Genomic DNA, 25,305 nt, shown 5'->3' on the forward strand with positions numbered 1-25,305 from the left:
GACCGGTCAGCCGATGAGTGGCAGTCGGTTGTCCGGGTGTGCGGCCCGACCGGACGCGGCCACCACCCAGACCCGATCGTCGGCCAGGTCGGCCGGGCGCGTTCCGACGGTGCGCCTGGCCAGCAGGTCGTCCAGGATCGCGGCGGTCAGCGTCAGGCCGGGCAGTGTGGTGATCGGGTCCCGGCCCAGCGCCTGGGTGAGGTCCAGCCCGTGCACCACGGCCTCGACGACCCTGCTGGCGACGAACTCGTCCAGTCGCATCGGCGCGAAGTAGCCGGGGCCGACGGTGTCCGGCCCCATGGCGCGCGACTCCGCCACGACCCGCGAGAACGTCTCGTGCAGCACGTCCGCCATCTTGTCCGTCGTGCGGTCGGCGACCATGGTGTAGGCGTACTCGTAGACCACCGGCGCGGTTTCCGAACGCGGGTTGATGAAGAAGCTACACCTGTTCGACGTTGTGCAGCTCCTGGGCCAGAACGTCCAGCAGTCCCTCGTACGACTCCATCTGTGCACCGCCCGCCGGGGGTTTGATGAGGCTGGACGAGTGTGGCCTGGATCGCACACCTGAACAAGGTCTCGCCGCACCCGACCGGTCGCCAGGTCGACGCTTCGGTGGCAGTGTTGACCTCAGTCGAACACCGTGGGTGTCGGAGGTCCGGCAGGACCGCCGGACGACTCGGAAGGAGTGCCGGTGACTGTCACCGAAGACATCGTGGCTCAGATCCACGCGCTGGAGGACCAGCGTTTCGACGCCGCCGTCGCGGGCGACCTGGACACGTTCGGCGGCCTGTGCGACGACGAGCTGGCGTACACCCACAGCAACGGCGTCGTCGACTCCCGCGAGGCCTACCTCAAGAAGTGCGCGGACGGCTACTACGTCTACCACCGCGTCGACCACCCGATCGACCGGGTCATCGTGCTGGGGTCGGACACCGCCGTGGTGGTCGGGCAGATGAACGCCGACATCACCGCCGGTGGAGTGGACAGGCAGCTGACGAACAACATCACCGCGGTGTGGACCCGCCGCGCCAGCGGTTGGAAGTTGATCTCACACGCGTCCACCCCGCGCAGCTACTAGCGCGTCTCCCGGCGGGCGGCTACTTCTTGAGGCGGCGGCTGCCGCCGTGCCAGTCCTCCTGGGTGCCGACCTCGTCGTCGCGCACACCGAACGAGCGCAGCTGGGGCTGCTCGCGCAGGCTGCGCTTGAGCTCGGCGAAGCCGGGGAAACGGGCCAGCCCGACCACGTGGTCCCACAGCTCGGCTGCCTGCTCGTCGGACGGCAGCCGGCTGATCACCGGCCCGAAGAACGCGACGCCGGCCGGCGGCTCGAAGTGCAGGATCGGGGTGCCGACGTCCTTGCCGGTGAGGGCGAGCGCCTCGTCGGTCTCGGCCTGGATCTGGACGTCCCACGAGGTGTCCTCGAGGGCGTCGGCCAGCGTGCCCGGCAGTCCGGCGCCGGCCAGGACCGGCTCGAGGAACGCCAGCGTGCCGCGACGGGCGCCGCTGGCCCGGTCGTCCCCGGTCGGTTCGGTGTCGAAGATCCGCGCACCGAGCGCCGCGTACAGCGTGGCGACGGCGTCGGGGCCGTGCTCCGCCCGGGTGCGCGCCGCCACCCGGAGCAGCCGCAGGCCGGCGGTGTGGCCGGCCTCGTACTCCGGCGGGAAGTGCGCGTCGTAGTCGATGTGCGAGTTGAGCAGCCGCAGCGAGATGAACCGCCAGTCGACCGCGTAGTCACGCTGGGCCTGCACCTGACGCACCCATTTGCTGGTCATCCAGGCGAACGGGCACACCGGGTCGAAGTAGAAATTGATATCCGCGTCGGCCACGAACCCGAGGTTAGAGGATTCCGGGATGCCCCGCCGACGCCGACGCGGCGGCCTCCGGGTGCTCGTCGCGGTCCTCCGGGTTCACTCCGGATTCACGTAGCCCTCCTCGAGCATCCCGTGCCGCGCCACCACCTGCCCGAGTGCGGTGACCCAGTGCTCGTAGTACTCCCACCGGCCCCGGGCGTCGACCGGCGCCTCCTCCCAGCCGCCGATCGCGGTGATCAGCTCCTGTTGGAACGCCTGCCACGGGTAGTGCCCGAACTCGGACAGCGCGACGGCCAGGCCGAACGCGCGCCGCTGCCAGTCCGCGTCGAAGGTCGGCTGGTTGAGGTCGGTGACGCAGCTGGGGTGCAGCCGGAAGTCGGTCGGTTCTGCTTCGCTCATCTCGGCGGTTCCTCTCGGTGCGGCCGGTCGGGATCAGGCGGGGGTGTCGGCGAGCGCGACGCCGATCATCGACTCGGTGGTGACCAGTGCGGCCAGCTCCGCCTCCGACATGCCGTCGGTGCCCTCCGGCCGCGCGGGCACGACGAACCAGCGGGAGTGCCCGCTGGCGTCCCAGACCCGCACCTCGGTGTCCGGGTCCAGCGCCACCCCGAGCTCGCCGAGTACCGTGCGCGGCTCCCGCGCGGCCCGGGCGCGAAATACCGGGTCCTTGTACCAGTACGGCGGCAGCCCGAGCACCGGCCAGGGGAAACACGAGCACAGCGTGCAGATCACCAGGTTGTGCACGCCGGGCTCGTTCAGCACCGCGGCGAGGTGCTCTCCCTCGGCGCCGGCCATGCCGAGCGGCAGGTCCAGCTCGGCGACCGCGGCCGGGGTGTCGGTGGCCAGCAGCCGGGCGAAGTCGGGGTCGGTCCAGGCCCTGGCCACGATCTTCTGGCCGTTCAGCGGCGTCATCTCGGACTCGAAGTAGCCGAGCACCTTGTCCACCGTGCCGCTGCCGATGACGCCCTTCTCGATGAGCAGCGCCTCCAGCGCGCGGACCTGGGCGGCGCTGCGTTCCTCGCGGTCCTCGGGGTAGCCGAACTGTGCGGTCATCGGTCGCCTTCCTGCGCGGGAGCGGGGCTGGGGGATAGGTAGGTCTGGTAGATGTCGGCGAATACCGGGCCCGGGTTCGGCTCGGCGCGCGAGCCCCAGATGTCCGCCGGTTCGAAGCGCACCACGTAGACCGGGACCGGCTCGCCGAGGCCGTCCGCGCCGGTCGAGCAGAAGTACGCGTAGTTGCCCTCGAAGACGCGCGTGACGGTGCCGGGGCGGCCGCGCAGGTAGCCGGGCAGGCGGGTGTGCTCGCCGGCCGGCGGGTCGCCCACGAGTACCCGGTCGCCCACCGTGAACGCCGGCGTGGCGGGCCCTCGGCGTGGTGAGTCGCCCTCGCGCAGGTAACGGATGACCTGCTCGTCGATGGCCGCGCCGTCCCGCGTGGGCAGCGCCGCGTCCGGGTCGGCGCGGTACCGGTCGGTCGCCGCGGCCAGCGCGGACTCGTCGACGTAACCCTGCTCGACCAGGTACGCGGTGATCCCGCCCAGCCACTTCTCGTAGTAGCGGTACTGGAAGTAGGCGAACGGGTTCATCGCCTCGGCGCCCTTGCGCAGGTCGGCCCAGGTCCAGGTGCTCGCGAACGCGGTGGGCACCGCGTCCAGGTCGTAGTTGGGCGCCGCGCCGCGCAGCGAGTCGCTCAGTCCCATCATCGCGGCGTGGATGCCGAAGATCCGCCGCTCCCAGTCCTGGACGAACACCCGCTTCTCGAAGTCGATCGGCTCGGTGAGCCCTTCCAGGCCGCCGAGATGATGTTGGAGTTTCATGCGGACTCCTCCTTCGAGGGCACGGCCGAGGCCACGGCCGGCCGCTGGGTGAGCGCCGAGGCGATGGCCGGGATCGCCGACAGCATCCGCACCCGGGACGCCTGCACCATGGCCGCGCTGCCGACGCCGACGGCGACCGCGGTGAGCAACTGACCCAGGCCGAACCCGGAACTGGCCAGCAGGGTCAGCCCGGCGATCACGATGCCGGCGAGGTTGCTCAGCACCGAGCGCACCAGCCCGCCGACCCCGCCGCCCAGGATGAAGAACGACGCCCACGCGATGAACACCACCCACACCGGCACCGTCACCACCGCGCCGGTGAGCAGGACCGCGAGCGCACCGAGCACGCCGATGCTCAGCGCCAACGCATTCTTCTCCGACACGGTTCCTCGTAGGATTCGACTGGACCTGACCGCCGATGCCATGGCCGGCTTCCTGGTGTCGAATCCTTCGTAGCTGGCATTACCCCGGCGTAACGCAACGGTGACGCCGGGCGCGGAACTGGCCACGATGACCTCAGATCTGGCCATCCGAGCGGAGGCGGGCGGCCACTTCTCACTATTCTCGTGCGAATGGGTCCGCGAGAGCCAGCAGTCATCGTGGTGCTGGTCTACGACGGCGTGCGGCTGCTCGACGTCACCGGCCCGCTCGAGGTCTTCGACGTGGCGGTCTCCATGGGGGCGGCCTACCGGGTCACCGTGTGCTCACCGGACGGGCGCGACGTCACCACCTCCGGCGGCCTGCGGCTCGGGGTGGCCTGTGCGGCTGGCGCGGTGGACGAGGTCGACACGCTCCTGGTCCCGGGTGGGGAGTGCCTGGTCACCGGGCCGCCGGCGGCGCTGTTGGACGCGATCCGGCTGCTCTCGCCGGCGGCGCGGCGGGTCACCTCGGTGTGTGCCGGCTCGTTCGCGCTGGGCGCGGTGGGGCTGCTCGACGGGCGCCGCGCCACCACCCACTGGCGGCACACGGCGGCGCTGGCGCGGCAGTTCCGCGGTGTGGTCGTCGAGGAGGAGGCGATCTACGTCCGGGACGGGCGAATCCTCACCTCGGCGGGGGTCAGTGCCGGCATCGACCTGGCGCTCGCGCTGGTCGAGGAGGACGAGAGCGACGAGCTGGCGCACCACGTCGCCCGGGACATGGTCGTGTTCATGCGCCGCCTCGGCGCCCAGCCGCAGCTGTCGGTGCCGGCCAGGACGGCCCGCCCCCGGCACCAGCCGGTGCGCGCGCTGTGCGACCAGATCGCCGCCGACCCGGCCTCCGACCACAGCCTTGGCGCCCTCGCCGCCAGGTCCGGCCTGAGCGTGCGGCACCTGAGCCGCCTGTTCCAGACCGAGATCGGCGCCACCCCGGCCAGCTACGTCGCCTCGGTCCGCCTCGAGGCGGCGACCGCGCTGCTGCGTTCCGGCGAGACCTTGGGCACCGCGGCCCGGCGCAGCGGCATCGGCAGCGAGGAGACGCTGCGCCGCGCCATGCGCCGCGGTGCGGTCACTGGCCGGCGGTGACCGTCACCGGGAACGACTGCGGGAAACCGCCGATCTGGACGTTGACCGAGGTGGCGGTCGGCGCCGGATCGGGGCTCAGCCCCCAGATGGTGGCCGTGGCCCCACCGGGGATCTTGGCAAGGCCGGTCCCGAAGTCCGTGCCCATCGTGCCGGTGAGCGCGAAGTAGACCGGGGCGGCCACGGTGCACACCTTGGCGTAGTTCTGGCCCGAGCTGTCCAGCACGGTCAGCTCGCCGTCGCCGACCACGTCCTTGCTGGGCTCGACGGAGTAGTCGAAGCGCGCCTGCTCGGTGCCGGGGTTGGTCACCTGGTACTCGGTGATCAGGTAACCGTCCGCCCGCCGGACCTCGCTGACGCTGGCCTTGAGCCCCTCGTTCGCCAGCTGCTGCCCGGGCTGCAGCAGTGCCGCCGACGGCGCCGAGGCGGCGGTCTTGACCACCACGTCCACCCGGCGGTTCTGGGCCCGGCCGTCGGGGTTGTCGCTGCCGTCGGGGTTGGTGTTCGGGGCGATCGGCCTGGTCTCGCCGAAGCCGACCGGGGTGTACTCGAAGTCGGCGCCGAGCCTCTGCTGCAGCAGCTGGGACACCGCGCCGGCGCGCTGCTCGGACAGCCGCTGGTTGGACGGGTCGTCGCCGATGCTGTCGGTGTTGCCCTGGGCGATCACCGTGCCCGCCTTGCCGGTCACCTGGGCGACGAGCGAGTCCAGCGCGGTCTGGGCGGCGGGGGAGAGCGCGGCGCTGCCGAACGCGAACAGCACGTCGCTGGGCAGCCGGAACTCGGTCTGCCCGCCCTGCTGGGTGGCCCCGCAGACCAGCGGGCTGCTCGCCCGGCTCTCATCGGTCGGGGCGGTGAGGATCGGGTCCGGGGTGAGCGCGGGCGAACCGGCCGGCTGCACCGGGACCTCGACCGGCAGCGTCGGGTCGACGGAGACCAGCATGCTGGTGGTCTCCGCCGGTGGCGCGCCGAACACGGCCGTCACGGTGGCCGACTGGCCGGGCTCGACGTTCTCGTCGACGTTGGCGCTCATCTTGCCCCAGGCGCCGGTGTTCGGGACCGACAGCACGCTGTACCCGGTGCGCCTTGGCAGGTCGACCAGCAGGAGCCCTCGCTGCACCCGGTCGATGCCGTAGTTGTCCGGCGCCTGCTTCTCGGTGGTCCCGTTGAAGAAGTCGAACTGCAGTACCAGCTCGTCGCTGCCCTGGCGGACCAACCGGAGGTTGTGGAGCTCGATCGGCAGCGCGCTGGAGGCCGGCTTGGCCACGATGCCGTCGGCCCCGCTGGGCGCGCCCGGCGCCGCCCCGCCGGACGGTGCGAGGCTGGGAGAACCGGTCCCGCTCCGCGGGGTGCCCAACTGCTGCGGAACCCCGGGCCGGGCATTGCCCGCGCATCCGACCAGCGCAAACACGAGCACCACAGCGCACGCCAGTACACCCCGCAATGCAGGTCTCATTTCCGGTGTCCCCCCAGAACGCAGTTCGCGCAAGATCACACCATGGGGACGTTCAATGCAACGTGAATTGTGTCGGCGCCCGGGGTCGGTGTTACGGCTTCTTGTCCAGCGCGCCACGCAGCCGGTCGATGGTCTGCTGGCGGTGGTCGCGCAGGATCTTGACGGCCCGCTCGGTGTCGCGGTGCTTGGCCGCGCGCAGCAGGGCGGCATGCTGCTTCTGCGCGGTGTGCCGGCTGGCCTCCTCGCCGTGGTACACCGCGCGGTACGGGTCGGCGGCGTCCCACAGCTGGCGCAGGATCGGAGTCCAGACCGCCGACGGCGCTACCCCGCCCAGCCAAGAGCTAGGGAGGAACTCGCGGCCATGATCGACAGGGCGCCGCTGCTACGCCGCAGTGGTCACTTTCGGTGATCAGTCGATTGAACCGAGCCGCTGACCTGCGGGCCGGGCTACGTCGAGGTCGACCTGAGTCTGGTTCTCGTCGAAAAATACCGGACTGACGTTGGTCTCGGTGAGGATCACCGCACCAGGGCCGACATCGGGCCGCCCTGTCGGTAACACGGAGTTACCGCCACAGCAGACCCGGGAAATCCTGCCGAAGTGTCAACGTTTCCACACCCTTTCCATACCCAGGTACGGCTAGGGCGCGAGGTCCGCGACCCGCAGATCGGTCAGGAACATGTGCGCCGGGGCGTGCGTGATGGCGATCTCCGGGCGCACCTCGGCGAGCACCGCCTGCGGGGTGACGCCGCAGGCCCAGAAGACCGGGACCTCGCCGGGCTCGACCGTCATCGGCTCACCCCAGTCCGGAGCCGCGAGGTCGCTGATGCCGAGCGCCGCCGGGTCGCCGGCGTGCAGCGGGGCGCCGTGCGCGAACGGCAGCTCGGCGGTGACCGCGCTGGCCCGCTCCAGCTGCCCTTCCGCGATGGCGCGCATGGACACGACCACCGGTCCATGGAACCGGCCGGCCGGCTCACACCGCCGCGAGGTGCGGTACATCGGAACCCCGGCTCCGGTCTCCAGGTGGCGCAGCCGCACCCCGGCCGACCGCAGGGCCTCCTCGGCGCTGAAGCTGCAGCCCAGCAGGAACGCGACGAAGTCGTCCCGCCACAGCGACTCGATCGACGTCGGCTCGCTGTCCAGCACGCCGTGCCGGTAGACCCGGTAGCGCGGCAGGTCGGTGCGCAGATCCGCCCCGGGTGCGGTCCGGAGCTGGTCGGCGACTCCGGCCTGGGTGACCTCCAGCAGCGGCAGCGGGCGCGGGTTGGCCCGGCAGAAGTCGGTGAACTCGCCGGCGAGGGCGGCGGGCAGGATCGCCAGGTTCGCCTGGACGTACCCGCCGCACAGGCCGGTGGTGATTCCGGTCCAGCCGCCCGCGCGGATCGCCGCCCTCGCCTCGGCCGGCGAGCTGGTCTGGTCGATGCCCGAGGTCATTGCACTATCCGATCTCTACGTTCCGGTCACGGGGTATCGGGGGCGCCGGCTACCGCGCCGTGGTCCAGGGCGGTGCCGACCGCGCCGTCGCGGCGCGGGATCCGCGGCCACCAGTGGTTGAACACCAGGTTCAGTACGAACACGACGATGACCGTCGAGGTGATGCTGGAGCCGAAGATGACCTGGAAGTCCGCCGGGAAGTGCTGGTAGAAGGCCGGCTGGATGGTCGGGATCAGCCCCACCGCGAGCGACACCGCGATAATCAACAGGTTGTGGTTGCCCGGCCCGCCGAAGGACACCTTGTGCAGCGTCTGGATACCGACGGCGGTGACCATCGCGAACATCACCGTGGCGGCGCCGCCGATCACCGGCCCGGGCAGCGCGGCCACGATCGCGCCCACCTTGGGGATCAGCCCGAGGACGACCAGGAACCCGCCGGTGACCGTGATGACCCACCGGCTGCGCACCCCGGTCATGCCGATCAGCCCGACGTTCTGCGCGTAGGCGGTGTCCGGGAACGAGTTCATGAAGCCGGCGAGCAGCGCGGAGAACCCATCCGTCGCCAGCCCCCTGGCCAGGTCGTTCGGCGCCAGCTTGCGCTCGGTGAGCTCACCGACGGCGAGCATGTCGGCGGTGGACTCGGTGTAGGTCACCAGCACCACGATGCACATCGAGATGATGGCCGCGGCGGCGAACTTCGGCGGCCCGAAGTGGAACGGCGCGGAGATCCCGACCCAGCCGGCCCCGCCGACACCGGAGAAGTCCAGCAGACCCATCGGCCAGGCGATCAGGGTGCCCAGGACGATGGAGATCAGCACGGCGGTCTGCCCGAGGAACCCCCGGAAGAACCGGGAGATCGCCACGATCAGCAGCACGACCACGCCGGCCAGCACGATGTGCGAGATCTGCCCGGCGTCGGGGTTCACCGCGGTGACCACCTGCCCGTGCTCGACCGTGACCTGCCCGCCCGCATCCAGGACCGGGATCTTCGCGGTGAACGAGCCGGTCTTGTCGCCGGCGATCAGCCCGATGTCCGCGCCGATCAGGGACAGCCCGATCATCATGATCACGGTGCCGGTGACCAGCGGCGGGAAGAACCGCAGCAGCGCCGAGAACGGCTTCGCGATGAGCAGCCCGAAGATGCCGGACACGATCAGCGCGCCGTAGACGTAGGGCAGCCCGGCCCGGCCACCGTACTGGTTGGCGATCACGATCATCGGGTTGAGCACGGTGAACGTCGCACCGGCCACCACCGGCAGCCGCACCCCCATGATCTTGGAGATGCCCACCGACTGGATGATCGACGCGATCCCGGAGACCAGCAGGTCGGCGCTGACCAGGATGGCGATGTCCGAGCTGTCCAGCCCGACGGCGGGCCCGACGATCAGCGGTACCGCAACCGCGCCGGCGTACATGATGAACAGGTGCTGCAGCCCGAGCACGACCAGTCGGGGAGCGGGCAGCACCTGGTCGACCGGGTGCACGGCCGGCAAGGCGGGCGGTGGCGGTGGCGGTGGTGAGGTCATCGTGTCCTCCGCATTCTGGTGCTGAGCTGGTTCATCCGGGTGCGGGCCGCTCGGTCCCACCGGGCTGCTCGGTGCCACCGGGCCGCCCGGCGCAGAGGCGCCAGATCCGGTCGTTGGACATCGGCAGCTCGTAGGGGCGCACTCCGATGGCGTCGCGCACCGCGTTGGCCAGCGCCGGCGCGACCGGGTTGTACGGCGCCTCGCTCATCGACTTGGCACCGAACGGGCCGAGCTCGTCGGTGGTGTCGGCGAACCGCACCTCGGTGCGCGGGACGTCGGCGAACTGCGGCAGGTGGTACTGGCGCAGCACGTCGGTGACCACCCGCCCGTCCCGCACGATCAACTCCTCGAACCGGGCGCTGCCGAACCCCTGCGCCACACCGCCCTCGATCTGCCCGCGCAACTGCTCGGGGTTGAGCACGGTACCGGCGTCGGCGGCGTGCACCGAGCGCAGCACCCGCACCTCACCGGTACCGGGGTGCACCGCGACCCGGAACCCGTGCACGTTGAACGCCAGCGAGCGCGGCGTGCCGTCGTGGCGGCCCTGGCCGACCAGCGGTTCGCCGGCCACCGCGAGCGCGCTGAGCGGGACGAACAGCTCACCGCTCTGCACCCCGACCGGCCCGAGCTTCGCGGTGTGCGGGTCCAGGCCGCCGACCTCGCCGGCCGCCCGCAGGATGGCCTCGCGCAGCGCCGTCGCGGCGGCCTGGACCGCCCGCCCGGCGACCACACTGCCGGCCGAGCCGAACGCCCCGGAGTCGTAGCCGACCGCGTCGGTGTCGGACTGGTGCACCGCGATGAGCTCCGGCTCGGCGCCGAGGACGGCGGCGGCGATCTGGGCGTGCACCGTGGTGGTGCCGTTGCCGAACTCGGCGGTGCCGACCCGGAGCGTGTAGCCGCCGTCCGGTTCCAGGGTCACCGACGCGTCCGCGAAGTGGCCGCGCGGCGGAATGGTGGCGATCATGCTCGCCGCCATGCCCGTGCCCACCCGCCACGCCGGCCCGAGCCCGGCGCCGTCCCCGAGCCCGGCGCCGCCCTCGTCACCGGCACCGGAACCGGCACCGGCCAGCCCCGCCTCGACCAGGTCCAGGCACTGGTCGAGGCCGTAGCTGCCGCCGAACACCAGGTCGGACGGCTGGTCGGGGTCCGGCGGCGAGTCGACGAGCAGCGGGTCACCGGGGCGCACGACGTTGCGCCGGCGCAGTTCGATCGGGTCCATGCCGAGCGTGCGCGCGAGCTCGTCGAGCGCGCACTCGATACCGAACTGCACCTGGCCCAGCCCGTAGCCGCGGAAGGCCCCCGAGGGCACGTTGTGGGTGTACACCGACCGGGCGTCCACCCGCTTGTTCGGGCACCGGTAGAGGGCCATCGACTCGTGGCAGCCGTGGTACATGACGCCGGGGCTGTGGTTGCCGTACCCGCCGGCATCGGCCAGCACGTCGATAGCCAGCGCGGTGAGCACGCCCCCGCCGTCCGCGCCGACCCGGACCCTTACCCGCATCGGGTGCCGGCACGGCGTCGCGGTGAGCGCCTCGGTACGGGTGAGCTCGTGCCGCACCGGGCGCCCGGTACGCAGCACGGCCACCGCGACCAGGTCCTCCACCAACATCTCCTGCTTGCCGCCGAACCCGCCGCCGACCCGCGCGGTGAGCACCCGGACCCGCTCGGGCGGCAGCGACAGGAGCCTGGCCAGCTCGTCGCGCACCAGGAACGGCACCTGGCTGCTGGTGCGCACCACGAGCTGGCCGCCCGCGTCCAGCCAGCCGACGGCGGCGTGCGTCTCCAGTGACGAGTGCGCCACCCGCTGGGTCCGCCAGGTGCCCTCCACGACGGCCGCCGCCGCCGCCAGCCCGGCGGCGACGTCACCGAGCTCGGCGTGCCGCTCGGCCACCACGTTGCGCCCGGGATCGGCGATCCGCAGCTCGGCGGCCGACTCGATCTTGTCCCCGTGTACCAGCGGTGCCCCGGGCTCGGTGGCCAGCTCCGGGTCGAACACGGCCGGCTGTTCGTCGTAGTCGACCACGATCTCGCGGCAGGCCCGTTCCGCGGCCGTGACCGTCTCGGCGACGACCGCGGCCACCCGTTGACCTCGGAAGCGCACCACCGGGTCGAGCATCAGGGTGTCGTCCGGGTCGTCGGTGCGGTTCTGGTGCCGGGCGGTGGAGAACGGCACGGCCGGCACGTTGTGGTGGGTGAGTACCGCGTGCACTCCGGGTACCGCGAGCGCGGCGGCCGTGTCGATGGACCGGATCCGGGCGTGCGGGTGCGGACTGCGCAGCACCACCAGGTGCAGTGGCGCGACCGGGGTGGGCCCGTCCAGGGTGTACGGCTCGAGACCGGCGACCACCCGGCGGGCGGCCGGCGGGGCCAGTGAGCGCCCCGGCCCGCCGCCCTTCTCGGTGTTCACCGTGCCGCGCAGTGCGTCCTCGATCGACCGGTACCCGGTGCAGCGGCACAGGTTGCCCTTGAGCAGCCGGCCCAGCTCCTCCCGGTCGGCGGACTCGGCCATGTCGGCCAGGCCGGCGGCGGTGACGACCAGCCCGGCGGTGCAGTAGCCGCACTGGAACCCGCCCGCGTCGACGAACCGCTGCTGCACCGGGTGCAGGTCGTCCGGGGTACCCAGGCCGACCGCGGTGGTCACCCGGCGGCCGCCGGCGCGCACCGCGGGGTAGACGCAGGAATGCACCGGCGTGCCGTCCACCAGCACCGTGCACGCCCCGCAGTCACCGGAGTCGCAGCCCCGTTTGACCTCGCTGTGCCCGTGCCCGCGCAGCAGCGTGCGCAGGCACTGCCCCGGTGCGGGCGCGGTGTCGGTGGCCACCCCGTTGATCGTGACGATCATGCGAGCTCGGCCCGGACTTCCTCGGCGAGCAGCAGCGTGACCGCGCGCCGCCAGTCCGGTGCGCCGTGCGGGTCGTCGAACCACCGGTCGATGCGGGCCAACGCCCCGGCCAGCTCCGCCGCCGCCGGCAACGCCGCGAAGGCCAGCCGGCGCGGCCGGTCGGTCGCCGCGGTGACGGTGAGCACGAACGCGCCGTCGGCGTCGCGGCGACCGATCACCACCGACCCGGAGCGACCCTGGGTGGCCAGCGCGGCCCGGCGGAACGCGGTGCGCGCGGCCAACGCCGCCGCCGGCAGCTCGATCGCACGCAGCACCTCGCCGGGCCGCAGCACGGTGCGTCGGTCACCGACGACGAACTCGGCGACAGGGATCCGCCGCTGGGAGTCGGCGCCGCTCCAGAGCAGCGCGGTGCCGTCCAGGGCGGCGGCCAGCGAGGTCATCGGGCCGGCCGGCAGCGCGAGGCAGATGTTGCCGCCCACGGTCGCGGTGTGCCAGATCTTGAACGAGCCGGCCAGCGCCTCGCAGCAGGCCCGGAACAGGGCGGCGGCGGGCCACCCCGGGGCCGCGGCGAACCCGGTGAGCTCGGCGAGTGTGCAGGTGGCGGCGATCTCGAGGCCGCGCGCGGTGACGGTGAGCGGCGGCCAGCCGAGGCCGGTGAGGTCGACGAGAGTGTGCAGGTCGGGTTGCGGCTGGGAGAACAACCAGGTGCCGCCGGCCAGCGCCGCGGTGCCCGGCCCGAGGCGTCCGGTCAGGTCGGTGCGGTCGCCCGGCCGGTGCAGGGCGGTGACGGTGTTCAGGTCCATCCCGCCCCTCCCTTGCCCGTCCGGCCGGTGCCCAGCGGGCAGCGTCACCCCTCAGCCCGCCGGGGATGTCGATCGCACCTCACCGGGGCCCCGTTGGGCAATCTGAAACACCCAGACGTAACGCCAGCGTTTCACGCATATCGTGGGCACCACGCGTTCCCGGACCGGGCGTGTCCGGGGGCTCCCGGCACCCGGCCGGCCGGGGATCTGCGATCATCGGCTCGCACATCGGGTGGCCGCGGCGGCGCGGGCACGCACAGCGGAGGTGGAGAGCGCATGAGTCCGGCGCGGATGGATGGCCTGATCTACGGAAGTCTGCTGGCCGTGGTGGCCATCATCTCGATCCTGATCACGCTGGCGGAGCTGCGCCGCAAGAAGGAGACCCGCGACGGCGAGATCCTGCACATGACGGCGGGGTTCGCGCTGTTCTGTGCGATCTTCTCGCTGGTGCTGCTGACCGGCTGGGTCGACCTCCTGCCGCTGCCGCAGTAGAGCTCTACCCCCGGCGGTGGTACTAGGCTCCCGGGCATGGCTGAGCCTCCCGCGCTGTGGCGCCAGGCGTTCGACGCCGCCGAGAAGTTCGTCGCGCCTCGGCTGGAGTCGGTGGTCCGCACCGATCAGTTCGCGCAGGCCACCGCGCTGGGGATCAAGGCCCAGGCCGCGCTGACCCGGCAGGCCAACGGGATCGCAGCCAAACTCTGGCACCTGGTCAATCTGCCCGCCGGTACCGACGTCCTGCGGTTGCGCGCCCAGGTCGGGGCCCTCGACCGCGAGGTCCGCAGGCTCACGCTCGCACTCGAGCAGCAACAGCAGCACGGGTCGCACCTGCCGGAGGAGAGGACCGCCAATGGCGTCGCTGACGAATCCCGTGGCGGTCCTCGACCGAATACGCCACGAGGTCGAACGCAACGCCCTGCGAGCCCGTAACGGCATCAAGCTCGCCGTCGGCGCGGACCGCCCCGGCGTGGGGCGGACGGCGAAGGACGTGGTGTGGCGCGGCGGGCGGTGCGAGCTGTGGCACTACCGCAGCGACAAGGTCACCGTCTCGCCGCCGTTGCTGATCGTGTTCAGCCTGATCAGCCGCAGCTACATCCTCGACCTGACCCCGGGCAACAGCTTCGTCGAGCGGCTGATCGACGCCGGTTTCGACGTGTACCTGCTGGACTGGGGGGTGCCGGACGAGCGCGATGCGCAGAACCGGCTCGAGGACTACGTCGACGGCTATCTGCCCGCCGCGATGGACCGGGTCCGGGACCTCAGCGGCGCGGACCAGGTCAACCTGCTCGGCTACTGCTTCGGCGGGATCCTCACGCTGCTGCACGCCGCGCACCATCCGGACTCGCCGCTGCGCAGCCTCACGGTGATGGCGACCCCGGTCGACTTCCGCCACATGGGGCCGCTCGGCAAGATCTTCGCCGGCGGCGGCCTCGAGGTCGACTCGGTGCTCGACTCGGACGGCAACGTGCCGCCGCAGGTCATCCTGCAGGGGTTCCGCTCGCTCACCCCGACCGCGGAGGTGACCCGGTACGTCAACCTGTGGGACAAGCTGTGGAGCGACGACTACGTCGCGGCGTACCAGGCGATGACCGGCTGGTCGACCGACCACATCCCGTTCCCCGGGGCGGCCGCCCGGGAGACGGTGGACATGCTGCTGCGGCGGAACGGCCTGGTCAACGACCGGCTGACCATCGCCGGTGACCAGGTCCACCTGGCCGACATCACGGTGCCGTTCCTGACCGTGCTCGCCGCGCGGGACCACATCGTGCCCGAGCCGGCCACCGCCCCGCTGATCGACCTGGTCGGCTCGCCGGACAAGCACGAGTTGCGGCTGGAGGCGGGCCACATCGGGCTGGTCGTCGGCAGGACCGCCGCGAAGACCACCGTCCCGACGATCATCGACTTCCTGCGCAGCCGAAGCGAGGTGGCCAGGTGAGCATCACCGAGCTGCAACCGACCCATGTCGACGCGCTCACCCGGTTCTTCCAGGAGCTGCCCGACGGCGACGTCACCTTCATCAAGGAGGACGTCACCGATCCGGACACGGTTCGGTCCTGGACGCAGGGGAGCGCCTCGCGCTGGGTGGCCATGGACGGGGACACCGTCACCGGCTACGTCGCGATCATCCGACTGTCCGGTTGGTCCGACCACGTCGGCGAGCTGCGGCTGGTCGTGCACCCCACGCACCGGGGCACCGGGCTGGGCGGCGAACTGGCCCGCCACGGGCTCAGCCGGGCGCTGGAGGCGGGCCTGAGCAAGCTCGTCGTGGAGCTGGTCGCCGACCAGGAACACGCGCTGGAGATGTTCCTCAAGATCGGTTTTACCGGTGAGGCGCTGCTGCGCGACCACATCCGCGACCGGGACGGCGGGCTGCGCGACCTGGTGGTGCTCGCGCACCACGTGGACGCCAACTGGGAGGCCATGACCGCCGTCGGGCTGGCCGACGAACTAGGGTCCTGAAGAATGACGATCCTTGATCTCTTCCGGCTGGACGGCCGGGTCGCGGTGGTCACCGGCGCCTCGTCCGGCCTCGGTGTCGCCTTCGCCCAGGCGCTGGCCGAGGCCGGGGCCGACGTCGCCCTCGGCGCGCGCCGGGAGGACCGCCTCGCCGACACCCGTGCGCTGGTGGAGAAGGCGGGGCGGCGGGCGCTCACCGTGCGCACCGACGTCACCGAGCCCACCGACTGCGACGCGCTGGTCGCGGCCGCCGTCGCCGAGTTCGGCAAGGTCGACATCCTGGTCAACAACGCCGGCATCGGGACCGCGTACCCGGCGACCCGGGAGACGCCCGAGCAGTTCCGGTCGGTGATCGAGCTGAACCTCAACGGCTGCTACTGGATGGCGCAGGCCTGCGGCCGGGTGATGGGACCGGGCAGCTCCATCATCAACATCTCCAGCGTGCTCGGGCTGACCACCACCGGCCTGCCGCAGGCGGCGTACGCGTCGAGCAAGGCCGGCCTGATCGGGCTGACCCGCGACCTGGCCCAGCAGTGGACCCCCCGCAAGGGCATCCGGGTCAACGCCCTCGCGCCGGGCTACTTCGAGTCCGAGATGACCGACCAGCTCGAGACCAAGTTCCTCCAGGAGAAGGTCGTGCCGCGCACTCTGTTCGGCCGCCTCGGCCGCACCGAGGAGCTGGCCGCCGCGCTGATCTTCCTGGCGAGCGACGCCAGCAGCTACCTGAGCGGCTTCACGCTGCCCGTCGAGGGCGGGATGCTGACCACCTGACCGGGTCTTCGCTCAGCTCAGGGCGTGATCGCTCAGCCAACTGGCCACACCCTCCGCGCTGTTGGCGCCGATCACGGCGGTGGCCCGCCGGATGACCTCCTCCAGCGCATTCGCGACGGCCAGGGACTCGTCGGCGACCTCGAACATCGGCAGGTCGTTCAGGTTGTCGCCGAAGCAGACGACCCGGTCGGCGCCGGCGGCCGCGACTACCGTGTCCAGAGCGGCGGCCTTGGTGCCGCTCAGCGAACCGACCTCGAGCCAGTACTCGCCGCGGGCGTAGATCTCCTCGGTCAGCGTCACATAGCAGCCGTCGAGCGCGTCGGCGATGGTCTCCCGCAGCTGCCGCAACGGCTCGTGCGCGCCAAGGACCGCGTAGAAGAACACCTGGTCCGGGTCGATCTCCCGCCAGTCGGTGACCGGCAGCAGCCGAGGGTCGTCGGCGCGCCTGCCCAGGTACGACTCGACCGACGGGGTGCTGTGCGCCGGCCGCCAGCACACCCGGTCCCGACCCCCGTGGCTGGCGAACAGGATCGGCTGCACCGGACTCGCGGCGTCGGTGGCCCGCAGTACCGCCTCCACCGCCGCCCCCGGTACCCGTGCGGCATACCGCGGTACGCCGGAGCGGGGGTCGACGATGACCGCGCCACCGTAGGTGATCACCGGCAGCTCCAGGCGCAGCTGCCCGGTCACCCGCGACGAGGCCTCGTACCCGCGCGCGGTGGCGTAGGTGAACAGGCCACCGGCGGCGATCAGCGCGTTCACCACGGCGACGGTGCGCTCGCCCAGGGTGCCGTCGGGCAGCAGCAGCGTGCCGTCCAGGTCGGACACGTACAGCGTCGGCATCCCCGGTCAGGCGGGGTCGCCGAGCGCGCGCTGGATGGCCAGCTGGTCGTGGTCGCGCTTGCGCTGCAGTTCCTGGTACGGGGTGCCGCCGAACGTCTGCTCCGCCTGCTCGGTGAGCGTGGCCACCGTCGGTCCGTCGAACTGGGGCGCGCCGAGCTGGGTCCACCGCCGCTCCAGGCCGGGGCCGAGGTGCTCCAGGAAATGCGGGAGACCGCCGGGGCCACCGGCCAGGTGGAAGGTGCGGAAGGGTCCGCAGGCGGCCCAGCGCATGCCGATCGAGCTGGTCACCACCTCGTCCAGCTCGCCGATGTCGACCACGCCCTGCTCGACCAGGTACACGGCCTCGCGGAACAGCGCCGCCTGCAGCCGGTTGGCGACGAACCCGGGCACCTCCTTGCGCAGCACCATCGGCTTCTTGCCCAGCGCCCGGTAGAACTCGACCGCCTCCGCGACGGCCTCGGGGTCGGTCCGCTCGCCGGGCACCACCTCGACCAGTGGCACCAGGTGCGGCGGGTTGAACGGGTGCCCCACCAGCAGCCGTCCCGGCCGGGCCAGGTCGCGGGCGATGTCGGTGACCCGGATCCCGGAGGTCGAGGTCAGCAACAGTGCGCCCGGGCCGACCACCTTCTCGATCCGGCCGAACAGCTCGATCTTGAACGCCAGGTTCTCCGGGCCGTTCTCGACGACCACGTCGGCGCCCCGCACGGCCTGCTCGATGTCGGCCTCGAAGCGCAGCTCGTCGGTCAGCCCGTCGGTGGCCAGTCCGAGCTCGGCGAGCATCGGGGTGAGGCCGGCGAGCTCGGCGCGCACCCGGTCCTCGATGTCGGGCGCCGGGTCGTTGATGGTGACCGCCAGCCCGTGCCCGAGGAACAGGGCCGCCCAGGAGATGCCGATGGTGCCCGCGCCCACCACCGTGACGTGGTGGAACCGGTCCAGGATGTCGCTCTCCGGCGTGGTCATGCGTGGTTCCCTTCGCGGTCGCGGTTCTAGGCCAGGTAGTCGAACACGACGGCGGGCCGCCCGAGGGTCAGGTCGGCGACGAAATGGCTGGCCGCGACCACCTCGAGGACCGGGAAGTCGGCCAGCGGCGCGAGCGCGTGCTCGAACAGCTGCAGCCGGGCCGGGCCGCTCCACGCGCCGTGCACCGTGACGTCGGTGATCTGGGCGCGCACCAGCTCGGCGATCCGCAGTGTCCGGTCGTACCCGGGGACCAGCTTGAGCATGAAGGTGGGCACGCCGATCTCGGCCAGGGCCGCCTCGGTGGTCATCGACTCGTGCTTGTAGCCCATGGTCGCGGTGGCCACCCGCAGCGTGCCGTAGTCCAGGGTGCCGACCAGCGTGTCGGAGTCCACGAACAGCTTCGGCTCACCGAGCTTCTTCGGGAACGCACTGATCTCCCGGCCGCTGGCGATCGCCGGGTGGTTGTCCACGTACATGGCGTGGATGTACTCGCCGTGCTCGCCCTCGTACTCGACGGCGACCGCCTGGCCGCTCTCGTGGTACGAGCCCAGTCCGGTGGTGTCCGGCATCTTCATCACCTCGAACCGCACCAGCGGCTCCGGAATGGTCAGCGGCTCGGGCACCAGCCTGCGCAGCGCATCCGGATCGGTGCGGTAGGTGATGTTGAGGTACTCGCGGTTGTGGAACCGGAAGGGCGGGCGCGGGAACGCCGGCGCGCCGAGGGGAGTCGTGAGCTGGTTGCGCACGGTGGCTATATCCATGACTGGTCCATGGTCCTCCTCGGGACAGCCCGGCCCCGGGCCCGTCCTGCTCGGGGCTGCTTGATCAGCCTGCCACGGGAGACGTGCTCCGCGGTGCCCTGGGTTGGCGGCGCTTTGCTCTGCGTAGGTATAGCCAACAGGGCTGGTCGGGGGTGGGTTGTTGCGTATATGTGCGTCGTGGGGGGTACGTGGTTCGGGGTGGCTGTCGTCCGTGCTCCGTCGGGAGCGTGCGGCGTCCTGACGGCTCGATTGACTTCGTCGGCTTGGTGTGGCTGGGCGCGTTTTACTGAAGCTTTGGACGGGACAGTGGTCAGTTAGGTCGGTCTGGTGTCTGACCTTTTGCTTGGGTCGGGGACTCGCGTCGGGGACGTTCGGCGGGGTTCGCAAAAAATCATGGAATCTTTTTTTCGGGGGCGGCGGTATCGGTCCGGGAATTGTCGTACCCCTTCGACATAATTGCCGTATGTCGGAGAGTTCGATTGTTGCGGCGCGGCGGGTGGTCATGGATTCCATGGCCGCGTTGCGCGCACTCGAGCGCACCGGCGATGCGGAGTGTCGGATTGATGGGTTGAAGAGTTACCAGGTTTTGCGGCGCCAATGTGAGTACGACTCGTTGATGCTGGTTGCCGGGTTGGATCGGGATGGGGAGTTTCTCGAGCGTGGGATGCATTCGGCGAATGCCGTGGCGGATCTGCTCGGGGTGAGCCAGCGGGACGGGCGGCGGATGGTGGCGGTGGCCGCCAGTGTGTTTCCGACGCGGTCGTTGGTGGGTGAGGTGTTGGAGCCGAAACTGCCGGCGACGGCGATGGCGTTGGGTGCGCTGGAGATTGATCTGGCGCATGCTGAGGTGATCGAGTCGGTGTTGGCTACGGATGCCGCGCGGCGGATCACGGTGGAGCAGTGGGTGGCGGCGGAGGTGTTGTTCGCCGACTGGGCGCGGCAGTACAGCCCGGAGTTGTTGGCCCGCAAGGCCCGCGAGGAACTGGACCTGCTCGATCAGGACGGTGCGCCGCCGGGTGAGGACGATCCGCAGGTCAACGAGCTGCATCTGGCCAAGTCCCGCCACGGGGTGGGCGGGAAGATCAAGGGCCAGTTGGACTCGGCGACGTATGAGGTGGTGGCCCGGGCGATCGGGGCGATCCTCAAACCGGCCGCCGACGAGAACAAGTCCCTCGGGCAACGGCAGGCTGATGCGCTCGGGGAGATCTGCGCGCACACCCTGGACGAGGGCCGCCTGCCCGCACAAGGCGGTGAGCGCCCGCACGTGGCGATCACGATGGGTCTGGAAGCGCTGAAGGCCGGGTTGCGTGGGGCGAACCTCGAGTTGGGTGGGCACATCGGCCCGGGTGAGGTGCGCCGACTCAGCTGCGACGCCCAGGTCACCCCGATCGTGCTCGGTGCGAACAGTGAGCCGTTGGATGTGGGGCGGGAGAAACGGTGCGCCACGTTGGCGCAGCGGCGGGCGGTCGCGGTTCGGGATGGGGGTTGTGCCCATCCGGGGTGTGATCGGCCTCCGAGTTCCTGCGAGGTGCACCATATTGTGCACTGGGTTCACCATGGTGAAACAAAACTCGACAATTTGGTGATGTTGTGTTGGACGCATCACCGGATGGTGCACCAGTCCGATTGGGAAGTCCGAATGCACGACGGACTCCCCGAATTCATTCCGCCAAAATGGATCGACTACTCCCAAACACCCCGACGCAAACCACATGCGCTCACGCACTCGCGCGAGTCGAGACTTTAGGGGTCATAACAAGAAGGCCGCGGGGGCCGGTGGCTGCATGTCAGCCGCTTGAGTCCGTGCCTGTGGCTAGGGCGGCTTGAGCTGGGCCCAGGATGACGGGTCTGAGTTGAGACCATTCATGGGATGGCGTGGGCTGGTGTGCGTGGGCGGGAAGGTAGTGTCGGCTTGAGGTGGACCCGGTTCCGGGGGCTGGCTGCGAGGTGGTCGCGCCGACTCCGGTCAGTCCGGATCGACCCCACTCGGGGAGTGAGTCAGCCATGAACACCCAGGAAAGCGCCGATACCCGGATCGTCGACCCGGCCCGCCTCCCGTTCGCGTACCAGGACGCGCTCAACGCCGGGGACGCCGACGCCGTCGTCGCGCTGTTCCACCAGGACGCGACGATGCACACCTTCACCGGCAAGGTCCTCACCGACCAGGAGGCACTGCACGCTGAGGCGGTCCAGTCGATCGCGGCTCAGGCGCGTCTGACCAACAAGCCCAGGTCCACCCTGATCGGGGGCGATACGGCCCTGATCATCGTCGATTGGGACCTCGAGGCGATGTTGCCGGACGGCACCGGGATCTCGCCGACCGGAACGACGACGGCTGTCGCCCGCCGGTCGGCCGACGGGTCGTGGCGGTTCGCCATCCTCGACTGTCAAGGGGCAGTTGGATCTCCCGGGTGGTCGTAGTCGCATCAGGCGGGGCGACACCACGTCCTGCAGTGGCTTCGGTAAGCCCGTTGCTGTCGCCTTGGGTGACGACCGGGGGGTCCGGGTGTGGGATCTGACCACCGAGCCTCAGGACTCCTGACGGAGTGACTTGTTGCGCAGCCGCCGCCAGCAGGTCATGCCCGAGCCGAAGCCCAGCTCCTACGGCAGGAACTCCCAACCCGACTACCGGTGCGGCGTACCGGGGCGTCGGCTGGCGGCTCCGGCCAGAGCCTCGGCGATCTGCCCGGCGGCGGCGACCGGCAGCAGGGCCGTGGTGACCCGCAGGTGGTCGCCGTCGACGGGGGCGGCGAGGAACGGCCGGCCGGGCGCGGCGCCGATGCCCTGGGCGGCCAGCACTACAAGCGCATCCCGCTCGTGAGCGACCGGCACCCACACGTTGAACCCGTCCCTGGCGAACACGTCGATACCCCGTTGCGCCAGCGCATCGGTCAGCGCCAACCGCCGTTCGACGTAGACGTCCCTGGCCTTGGCCACGGTGGCTGTGCAGCCGGCGTCGGTGAGCATGTCCACGAGCAGTTGCTGCAGCAGCCGCGAGGACCACGCCGGTCCTAGGTTGCGGCGGGCGACCACGGGCTCGATCAGCTCGGTCGGCCCACCGACCGCCGCGAGCCGCAGGTCCGGCCCGTGCGACTTGGAGAAACTGCGGATGCTGACCGTGCGCTCCGGCAGGTGCCCGGCCAGGCTCACCGGCTCGGCGACCGCGATGTCGCCGACATGGTCGTCCTCCACCACCACGCAGGATGGCGCCCCGGCACGGAGTACGGCGGCCAGCTCGGCGGCTCTGGCCGGGCTCATGCTGGCGCCGGTGGGGTTGTGCGCCCTCGGCTGCAGCAGCACGGCGGTCACAGCGGCGCCGATCTCGGTGGCCAGCACGGCCCGCAGCGCGTCGGGGCGCATGCCCTCCGCGTCGATCGGCACCGGCACCGCCTGCGCCCCGATCAGTTCCAGCAGGTCCAGGAACGGCGGGAACGTGGGATTCTCCACCAGTACGTGGTCGCCGAGGCGGACCAGACTGGTCAGCACCCGGTCCGCCGCGTCGAGCGAGCCGTCCACCACGGTGAGCGACTCCGGGTCGCAGATGTCACGCCAACTGTGCCGGATCACCGCCTCCAGTTCGGGCAACACCGGCGGGTCGAGGTAGCCGGACAGCTGGGGGCGGCGGCGCATCCGGGTCAGCACGTCGTGCAGGTCGGGCAGCAGGGCCGGGTCCGGCACGCCGGCGGACAGGTCGGAGGCGAACTCACCGGCCGCGCCGGCGATCCGCCAGAACCGGCTCGGCCAGCCGGCGTGCTGCGACTCCGCCACGTAGGACCCGTTGCGGCCCTCGGTGCGCACGGCGCCGATCCGGACCAGGGACCGCCAGGCCTCGTTCACCGTGGTGGGGCTGGTACCGAGTGCCTTGGCCAGCACCCGCACGGTGGGCAGCCGGGACCCGGCGACCAGCTCGCCCGCCTTGATGAGCCGGTTGACGGCGGCCGCGATCCCGGCGGCCGAGCGGGTCGTGGCCGCTTCGGCTATCCGGGCGACCTCGGGCTCCATCCGCTACTCCCTTTCGGCGACAGTGCCGGGATCGAATTGATCTGTAACAAAAGGCGTATTGCCCCAGTAGTAGGAGAACAATACTGTCCGAACCTTCAGTCGCACACCTCGATCGGGAGTTGGCATGCCGAACCTCGTCCGCGCCGCTCTGGTCCAGACCAAGTGGACCGGCGATTCCGCCTCGATGACCGATCTCCACGAGAAGTACGCCCGTGAGGCCGCCCAGCAGGGCGCCAAGATCATGGGCTTCCAGGAGGTCTTCAACGCACCGTACTTCTGCCAGGTGCAGGAGGAGAAGCACTACCAGTGGGCCGAGCCGGTCCCGGAGGGGCCCACGGTGCAGCGGATGTGCTCGCTGGCCAAGGAGCTCGGCATGGTGCTGGTGGTGCCGATCTACGAGCTCGAGAGCTCCGGGTTCTACTACAACACCGCCGCGGTGATCGACGCCGACGGCAGCTACCTGGGCAAGTACCGCAAGCACCACATCCCGCAGCTGCCCGGGTTCTGGGAGAAGTACTACTTCCGGCCCGGCAACCTGGGCTGGCCGGTGTTCGACACCGCCGTGGGCAAGGTCGGCGTCTACATCTGCTACGACCGGCACTTCCCGGAGGGCTGGCGGGCACTGGGCCTGGCCGGCGCGCAGATCGTGTACAACCCGTCGGCCACCAGCCGGGGGCTGTCGTCGTACCTGTGGAAGCTGGAACAGCCCGCCGCGGCGGTGGCCAACCAGTACTTCGTCGCCGCGATCAACCGGGTCGGCGTGGAGGAGTACGGCGACAACGACTTCTACGGCACCAGCTACTTCGTCGACCCGCGCGGCCAGTTCGTCGGCGAGCCGGCCAGCGGCGACGCCGAGGAGCTCGTGGTACGAGACCTGAACCTGGATCAGATCGACGAGGTCCGCCAGCAATGGCAGTTCTACCGGGATCGCCGCCCCGACGCATACGACATCCTGACCAGGCCCTGAGGACGGAACGCATGACTGGAATCCACGCTGACCTGCTCAAACGCCGCCAGGCGGTACTGCCCAGCTGGCTCTCGACCTACTACGCCGAGCCGATCGACCTCGACCACGGCGAGGGCCGGCACGTGGTCGACGCCGAGGGCAACCGGTACCTGGACTTCTTCGGCGGCATCCTCACCACGATGACCGCGCACGCGCTGCCCGAGGTCACCGCCGCCGTCTCCGAACAGGCTGCCAAGATCCTGCACAGCTCGACGCTGTACCTGAACCGGCCGATGGTCGAGCTCGCCGAGCAGGTGGCCGAGCTGTCCGGGATCGCCGAGCCGAAGGTGTTCTTCACCGCCAGCGGCACCGAGGCCACCGACACCGCGCTGCTGCTGGCCACCGGCTACCGCTCGTCCAACCAGGTGCTGGCGCTGCGCAACAGCTACCACGGCCGGTCGTTCTCCTCGATCGGCATCACCGGCAACTCGGGCTGGTCACCGACGAGCCTCTCACCGGTGCAGACCTACTACGTGCACGGCAGCAGTCGCATCGGCGGCCCGCTGGCCGGGTTGACCGACAAGGAGCTCATCGCCGCCTGCGTGGCCGACCTGGAGGACGTGCTCGGCCAGGTCAAGGACAACGTGGCGTGCCTGATCGCGGAGCCGATCCAGGGCGTCGGTGGCTTCGCGATGCCGCCGGACGGGCTGCTCGGCGAGTTCAAGAAGGTGCTCGACCGGCACGGCATCCTGTGGATCTCCGACGAGGTGCAGACCGGTTGGGGCCGCACCGGCGACCACTACTGGGGCTGGCAGGCGCACGCGCAGGACGGCGCCGCGCCGGACATGATCACCTTCGCCAAGGGCCTCGGCAACGGGCTGTCCATCGGCGGCGTGGTGGCCCGCGCCGAGATCATGGACAGCGTCCCTGCGAACTCCATCTCCACCTTCGGCGGCAGCCCCGTCACCGCCGCCGGCGCGCTGGCCAACCTCCGCTACGCACTGGACCACGACCTGCAGGGCAACGCCAAGCGGGTCGGCGCGGTGCTGCGGACGAAGCTGGACGAGGCGGCCGGGCTGCCCGGGGTTGCCGAGATCCGCGGTCGCGGCCTGATGATCGGCATCGAGCTGGTGGACGCCGCCGGCCGGCCCAACCCGAAGGCCGCCACCGACGTGCTCGAGTACACCCGGGCCGACGGCGTGCTGATCGGCAAGGGCGGCCTGCACGGCAACGTGCTGCGCATCGCCCCGCCGCTCACTCTCACCACCGATGAGGCCACCGAGGGCGGCGCGATCGTCGTCGCCGCACTCAAACGCGCAGGTCAACCCTCGTGAGTGGTATTGGTCGCCAGGGCGACCAATACCACTCACAGGCCAAGTACGGAG

The 25,305-nt window shown here is 71.0% G+C and carries 27 protein-coding genes; 11 read left to right on the plus strand and 16 right to left on the minus strand.

Annotated features, from left to right (window positions below; genetic code table 11):
• Positions 1-6: 6 nt before the first annotated feature.
• Positions 7-405 (minus strand): hypothetical protein, encoded by a 399-nt coding sequence (locus ACTXG6_RS26865; RefSeq protein WP_445182159.1) that lies wholly within the window; start codon positions 403-405, stop codon positions 7-9.
• A gap of 286 nt (positions 406-691) precedes the next feature.
• Here ACTXG6_RS26865 and ACTXG6_RS26870 point away from each other — a divergent pair, with 286 nt between their 5' ends.
• Positions 692-1,078, plus strand: a complete 387-nt coding sequence (locus ACTXG6_RS26870; protein WP_445182160.1) for a nuclear transport factor 2 family protein — start codon at positions 692-694, stop codon at positions 1,076-1,078.
• A 19-nt stretch (positions 1,079-1,097) separates the two neighbouring features.
• Here the strand turns inward: ACTXG6_RS26870 and ACTXG6_RS26875 are convergent, their stop codons facing one another.
• The 5 genes from ACTXG6_RS26875 to ACTXG6_RS26895 all read right to left on the minus strand — a co-directional run bounded on the left by ACTXG6_RS26875 (position 1,098) and on the right by ACTXG6_RS26895 (position 4,011).
• Positions 1,098-1,826: a mycothiol-dependent nitroreductase Rv2466c family protein gene (locus ACTXG6_RS26875; protein ID WP_445182161.1), complete on the minus strand. Its 729-nt coding sequence runs from the start codon at positions 1,824-1,826 to the stop codon at positions 1,098-1,100.
• 81 nt (positions 1,827-1,907) lie between these two features.
• Positions 1,908-2,210: a nitrile hydratase accessory protein gene (locus tag ACTXG6_RS26880; RefSeq protein ID WP_445182162.1), complete on the minus strand. Its 303-nt coding sequence runs from the start codon at positions 2,208-2,210 to the stop codon at positions 1,908-1,910.
• A gap of 33 nt (positions 2,211-2,243) precedes the next feature.
• Entirely contained in the window at positions 2,244-2,864 is a 621-nt protein-coding gene (nthA, locus tag ACTXG6_RS26885) for a nitrile hydratase subunit alpha (RefSeq protein WP_445182163.1), read from the minus strand.
• Positions 2,861-3,628, minus strand: coding sequence for a nitrile hydratase subunit beta (nthB, locus tag ACTXG6_RS26890; protein WP_445182164.1), 768 nt, complete (start codon positions 3,626-3,628; stop codon positions 2,861-2,863). The genes nthA and nthB overlap by 4 nt, the downstream gene beginning before the upstream one ends.
• The gene (locus ACTXG6_RS26895; protein ID WP_445182165.1) at positions 3,625-4,011 is read right to left on the minus strand and encodes a DUF1097 domain-containing protein; all 387 of its coding nucleotides are present in this window, start codon (positions 4,009-4,011) and stop codon (positions 3,625-3,627) included. Before ACTXG6_RS26895 ends, nthB begins: the two co-directional genes overlap by 4 nt.
• A 216-nt stretch (positions 4,012-4,227) precedes the next feature.
• Between ACTXG6_RS26895 and ACTXG6_RS26900 the strand changes: the two genes are divergently transcribed.
• The gene (locus ACTXG6_RS26900; protein ID WP_445182166.1) at positions 4,228-5,130 is read left to right on the plus strand and encodes a GlxA family transcriptional regulator; all 903 of its coding nucleotides are present in this window, start codon (positions 4,228-4,230) and stop codon (positions 5,128-5,130) included.
• On the opposite strand, the gene ACTXG6_RS26905 is transcribed toward ACTXG6_RS26900, so the two are convergent.
• The 6 genes from ACTXG6_RS26905 to ACTXG6_RS26930 form a co-directional block, all read right to left on the minus strand.
• Positions 5,114-6,580 (minus strand): OmpA family protein, encoded by a 1,467-nt coding sequence (locus ACTXG6_RS26905; protein WP_445182167.1) that lies wholly within the window; start codon positions 6,578-6,580, stop codon positions 5,114-5,116. The two genes, ACTXG6_RS26900 and ACTXG6_RS26905, sit on opposite strands and share 17 nt — an antisense overlap.
• A 91-nt stretch (positions 6,581-6,671) precedes the next feature.
• Positions 6,672-6,914 carry an FCD domain-containing protein gene (locus tag ACTXG6_RS26910; protein ID WP_445190117.1) on the minus strand — a complete coding sequence of 81 codons (243 nt, stop codon included), beginning with the start codon at positions 6,912-6,914 and terminating at the stop codon, positions 6,672-6,674.
• A 303-nt stretch (positions 6,915-7,217) separates the two neighbouring features.
• Positions 7,218-8,012, minus strand: coding sequence for a putative hydro-lyase (locus ACTXG6_RS26915; RefSeq protein WP_445182168.1), 795 nt, complete (start codon positions 8,010-8,012; stop codon positions 7,218-7,220).
• A 26-nt stretch (positions 8,013-8,038) separates the two neighbouring features.
• Complete coding sequence (locus ACTXG6_RS26920; RefSeq protein ID WP_445182169.1) at positions 8,039-9,538, minus strand: nucleobase:cation symporter-2 family protein; 1,500 nt, start codon at positions 9,536-9,538, stop codon at positions 8,039-8,041.
• Between the two features lie 31 nt (positions 9,539-9,569).
• A complete protein-coding gene (locus ACTXG6_RS26925) occupies positions 9,570-12,380 on the minus strand; it encodes a molybdopterin-dependent oxidoreductase (RefSeq protein ID WP_445182170.1) in 2,811 nt (936 codons plus the stop codon).
• Positions 12,377-13,183 (minus strand): FAD binding domain-containing protein, encoded by an 807-nt coding sequence (locus tag ACTXG6_RS26930; RefSeq protein ID WP_445182171.1) that lies wholly within the window; start codon positions 13,181-13,183, stop codon positions 12,377-12,379. Before ACTXG6_RS26930 ends, ACTXG6_RS26925 begins: the two co-directional genes overlap by 4 nt.
• Before the next feature lie 276 nt (positions 13,184-13,459).
• Between ACTXG6_RS26930 and ACTXG6_RS26935 the strand changes: the two genes are divergently transcribed.
• Genes ACTXG6_RS26935 through ACTXG6_RS26955 form a run of 5 tightly spaced genes read left to right on the plus strand, consistent with a single transcriptional unit; the run spans position 13,460 to position 16,408 of the window.
• Positions 13,460-13,675 carry a hypothetical protein gene (locus tag ACTXG6_RS26935; RefSeq protein WP_445182172.1) on the plus strand — a complete coding sequence of 72 codons (216 nt, stop codon included), beginning with the start codon at positions 13,460-13,462 and terminating at the stop codon, positions 13,673-13,675.
• A gap of 36 nt (positions 13,676-13,711) precedes the next feature.
• Positions 13,712-14,110, plus strand: a complete 399-nt coding sequence (locus ACTXG6_RS26940; protein ID WP_445182173.1) for a hypothetical protein — start codon at positions 13,712-13,714, stop codon at positions 14,108-14,110.
• A complete protein-coding gene (locus ACTXG6_RS26945) occupies positions 14,031-15,116 on the plus strand; it encodes an alpha/beta fold hydrolase (protein ID WP_445182174.1) in 1,086 nt (361 codons plus the stop codon). The genes ACTXG6_RS26940 and ACTXG6_RS26945 overlap by 80 nt, the downstream gene beginning before the upstream one ends.
• A complete protein-coding gene (locus ACTXG6_RS26950; RefSeq protein WP_445182175.1) occupies positions 15,113-15,640 on the plus strand; it encodes a GNAT family N-acetyltransferase in 528 nt (175 codons plus the stop codon). The genes ACTXG6_RS26945 and ACTXG6_RS26950 overlap by 4 nt, the downstream gene beginning before the upstream one ends.
• Before the next feature lie 3 nt (positions 15,641-15,643).
• Positions 15,644-16,408, plus strand: coding sequence for an SDR family NAD(P)-dependent oxidoreductase (locus ACTXG6_RS26955; protein ID WP_445182176.1), 765 nt, complete (start codon positions 15,644-15,646; stop codon positions 16,406-16,408).
• Between the two features lie 12 nt (positions 16,409-16,420).
• Here the strand turns inward: ACTXG6_RS26955 and ACTXG6_RS26960 are convergent, their stop codons facing one another.
• Genes ACTXG6_RS26960 through ACTXG6_RS26970 form a run of 3 tightly spaced genes read right to left on the minus strand, consistent with a single transcriptional unit; the run spans position 16,421 to position 18,972 of the window.
• Entirely contained in the window at positions 16,421-17,251 is an 831-nt protein-coding gene (locus ACTXG6_RS26960; RefSeq protein ID WP_445182177.1) for an HAD family hydrolase, read from the minus strand.
• A 6-nt stretch (positions 17,252-17,257) separates the two neighbouring features.
• A complete protein-coding gene (locus tag ACTXG6_RS26965; RefSeq protein WP_445182178.1) occupies positions 17,258-18,211 on the minus strand; it encodes a 3-hydroxyacyl-CoA dehydrogenase NAD-binding domain-containing protein in 954 nt (317 codons plus the stop codon).
• 26 nt (positions 18,212-18,237) lie between these two features.
• Complete coding sequence (locus tag ACTXG6_RS26970; RefSeq protein WP_445182179.1) at positions 18,238-18,972, minus strand: acetoacetate decarboxylase; 735 nt, start codon at positions 18,970-18,972, stop codon at positions 18,238-18,240.
• Positions 18,973-19,474: 502 nt separating this feature from the next.
• Between ACTXG6_RS26970 and ACTXG6_RS26975 the strand changes: the two genes are divergently transcribed.
• Both ACTXG6_RS26975 and ACTXG6_RS26980 read left to right on the plus strand, forming a co-directional pair.
• Positions 19,475-20,719: a DUF222 domain-containing protein gene (locus tag ACTXG6_RS26975; protein WP_445182180.1), complete on the plus strand. Its 1,245-nt coding sequence runs from the start codon at positions 19,475-19,477 to the stop codon at positions 20,717-20,719.
• A 257-nt stretch (positions 20,720-20,976) separates the two neighbouring features.
• A complete protein-coding gene (locus ACTXG6_RS26980) occupies positions 20,977-21,393 on the plus strand; it encodes a YybH family protein (protein ID WP_445182181.1) in 417 nt (138 codons plus the stop codon).
• Positions 21,394-21,597: 204 nt separating this feature from the next.
• Here ACTXG6_RS26980 and ACTXG6_RS26985 read toward each other — a convergent pair whose 3' ends face one another.
• Positions 21,598-22,974: an aminotransferase class I/II-fold pyridoxal phosphate-dependent enzyme gene (locus ACTXG6_RS26985; RefSeq protein WP_445182182.1), complete on the minus strand. Its 1,377-nt coding sequence runs from the start codon at positions 22,972-22,974 to the stop codon at positions 21,598-21,600.
• Positions 22,975-23,098: 124 nt separating this feature from the next.
• Between ACTXG6_RS26985 and ACTXG6_RS26990 the strand changes: the two genes are divergently transcribed.
• Both ACTXG6_RS26990 and ACTXG6_RS26995 read left to right on the plus strand, forming a co-directional pair.
• Positions 23,099-23,941 carry a nitrilase-related carbon-nitrogen hydrolase gene (locus ACTXG6_RS26990; RefSeq protein ID WP_445182183.1) on the plus strand — a complete coding sequence of 281 codons (843 nt, stop codon included), beginning with the start codon at positions 23,099-23,101 and terminating at the stop codon, positions 23,939-23,941.
• An 11-nt stretch (positions 23,942-23,952) separates the two neighbouring features.
• Positions 23,953-25,254 carry an aspartate aminotransferase family protein gene (locus tag ACTXG6_RS26995; RefSeq protein ID WP_445182184.1) on the plus strand — a complete coding sequence of 434 codons (1,302 nt, stop codon included), beginning with the start codon at positions 23,953-23,955 and terminating at the stop codon, positions 25,252-25,254.
• Positions 25,255-25,305: the final 51 nt, after the last annotated feature.

The sequence above is a fragment of the Pseudonocardia sp. Cha107L01 genome, from assembly GCF_052566575.1.

Coding starts and splice junctions, on each gene's coding strand:
- ACTXG6_RS26880 (WP_445182162.1), bottom strand. CDS start 2,210: ATGAGCGAAGCAGAACCGACCGACTTCCGGCTGCACCCCAGCTGCGTC.
- nthA (WP_445182163.1), bottom strand. CDS start 2,864: ATGACCGCACAGTTCGGCTACCCCGAGGACCGCGAGGAACGCAGCGCC.
- nthB (WP_445182164.1), bottom strand. CDS start 3,628: ATGAAACTCCAACATCATCTCGGCGGCCTGGAAGGGCTCACCGAGCCG.
- ACTXG6_RS26905 (WP_445182167.1), bottom strand. CDS start 6,580: ATGAGACCTGCATTGCGGGGTGTACTGGCGTGCGCTGTGGTGCTCGTG.
- ACTXG6_RS26915 (WP_445182168.1), bottom strand. CDS start 8,012: ATGACCTCGGGCATCGACCAGACCAGCTCGCCGGCCGAGGCGAGGGCG.
- ACTXG6_RS26920 (WP_445182169.1), bottom strand. CDS start 9,538: ATGACCTCACCACCGCCACCGCCACCGCCCGCCTTGCCGGCCGTGCAC.
- ACTXG6_RS26925 (WP_445182170.1), bottom strand. CDS start 12,380: ATGATCGTCACGATCAACGGGGTGGCCACCGACACCGCGCCCGCACCG.
- ACTXG6_RS26930 (WP_445182171.1), bottom strand. CDS start 13,183: ATGGACCTGAACACCGTCACCGCCCTGCACCGGCCGGGCGACCGCACC.
- ACTXG6_RS26935 (WP_445182172.1), top strand. CDS start 13,460: ATGAGTCCGGCGCGGATGGATGGCCTGATCTACGGAAGTCTGCTGGCC.
- ACTXG6_RS26940 (WP_445182173.1), top strand. CDS start 13,712: ATGGCTGAGCCTCCCGCGCTGTGGCGCCAGGCGTTCGACGCCGCCGAG.
- ACTXG6_RS26945 (WP_445182174.1), top strand. CDS start 14,031: ATGGCGTCGCTGACGAATCCCGTGGCGGTCCTCGACCGAATACGCCAC.
- ACTXG6_RS26955 (WP_445182176.1), top strand. CDS start 15,644: ATGACGATCCTTGATCTCTTCCGGCTGGACGGCCGGGTCGCGGTGGTC.
- ACTXG6_RS26960 (WP_445182177.1), bottom strand. CDS start 17,251: ATGCCGACGCTGTACGTGTCCGACCTGGACGGCACGCTGCTGCTGCCC.
- ACTXG6_RS26965 (WP_445182178.1), bottom strand. CDS start 18,211: ATGACCACGCCGGAGAGCGACATCCTGGACCGGTTCCACCACGTCACG.
- ACTXG6_RS26970 (WP_445182179.1), bottom strand. CDS start 18,972: ATGGATATAGCCACCGTGCGCAACCAGCTCACGACTCCCCTCGGCGCG.
- ACTXG6_RS26975 (WP_445182180.1), top strand. CDS start 19,475: ATGGATTCCATGGCCGCGTTGCGCGCACTCGAGCGCACCGGCGATGCG.
- ACTXG6_RS26980 (WP_445182181.1), top strand. CDS start 20,977: ATGAACACCCAGGAAAGCGCCGATACCCGGATCGTCGACCCGGCCCGC.
- ACTXG6_RS26985 (WP_445182182.1), bottom strand. CDS start 22,974: ATGGAGCCCGAGGTCGCCCGGATAGCCGAAGCGGCCACGACCCGCTCG.
- ACTXG6_RS26990 (WP_445182183.1), top strand. CDS start 23,099: ATGCCGAACCTCGTCCGCGCCGCTCTGGTCCAGACCAAGTGGACCGGC.
- ACTXG6_RS26995 (WP_445182184.1), top strand. CDS start 23,953: ATGACTGGAATCCACGCTGACCTGCTCAAACGCCGCCAGGCGGTACTG.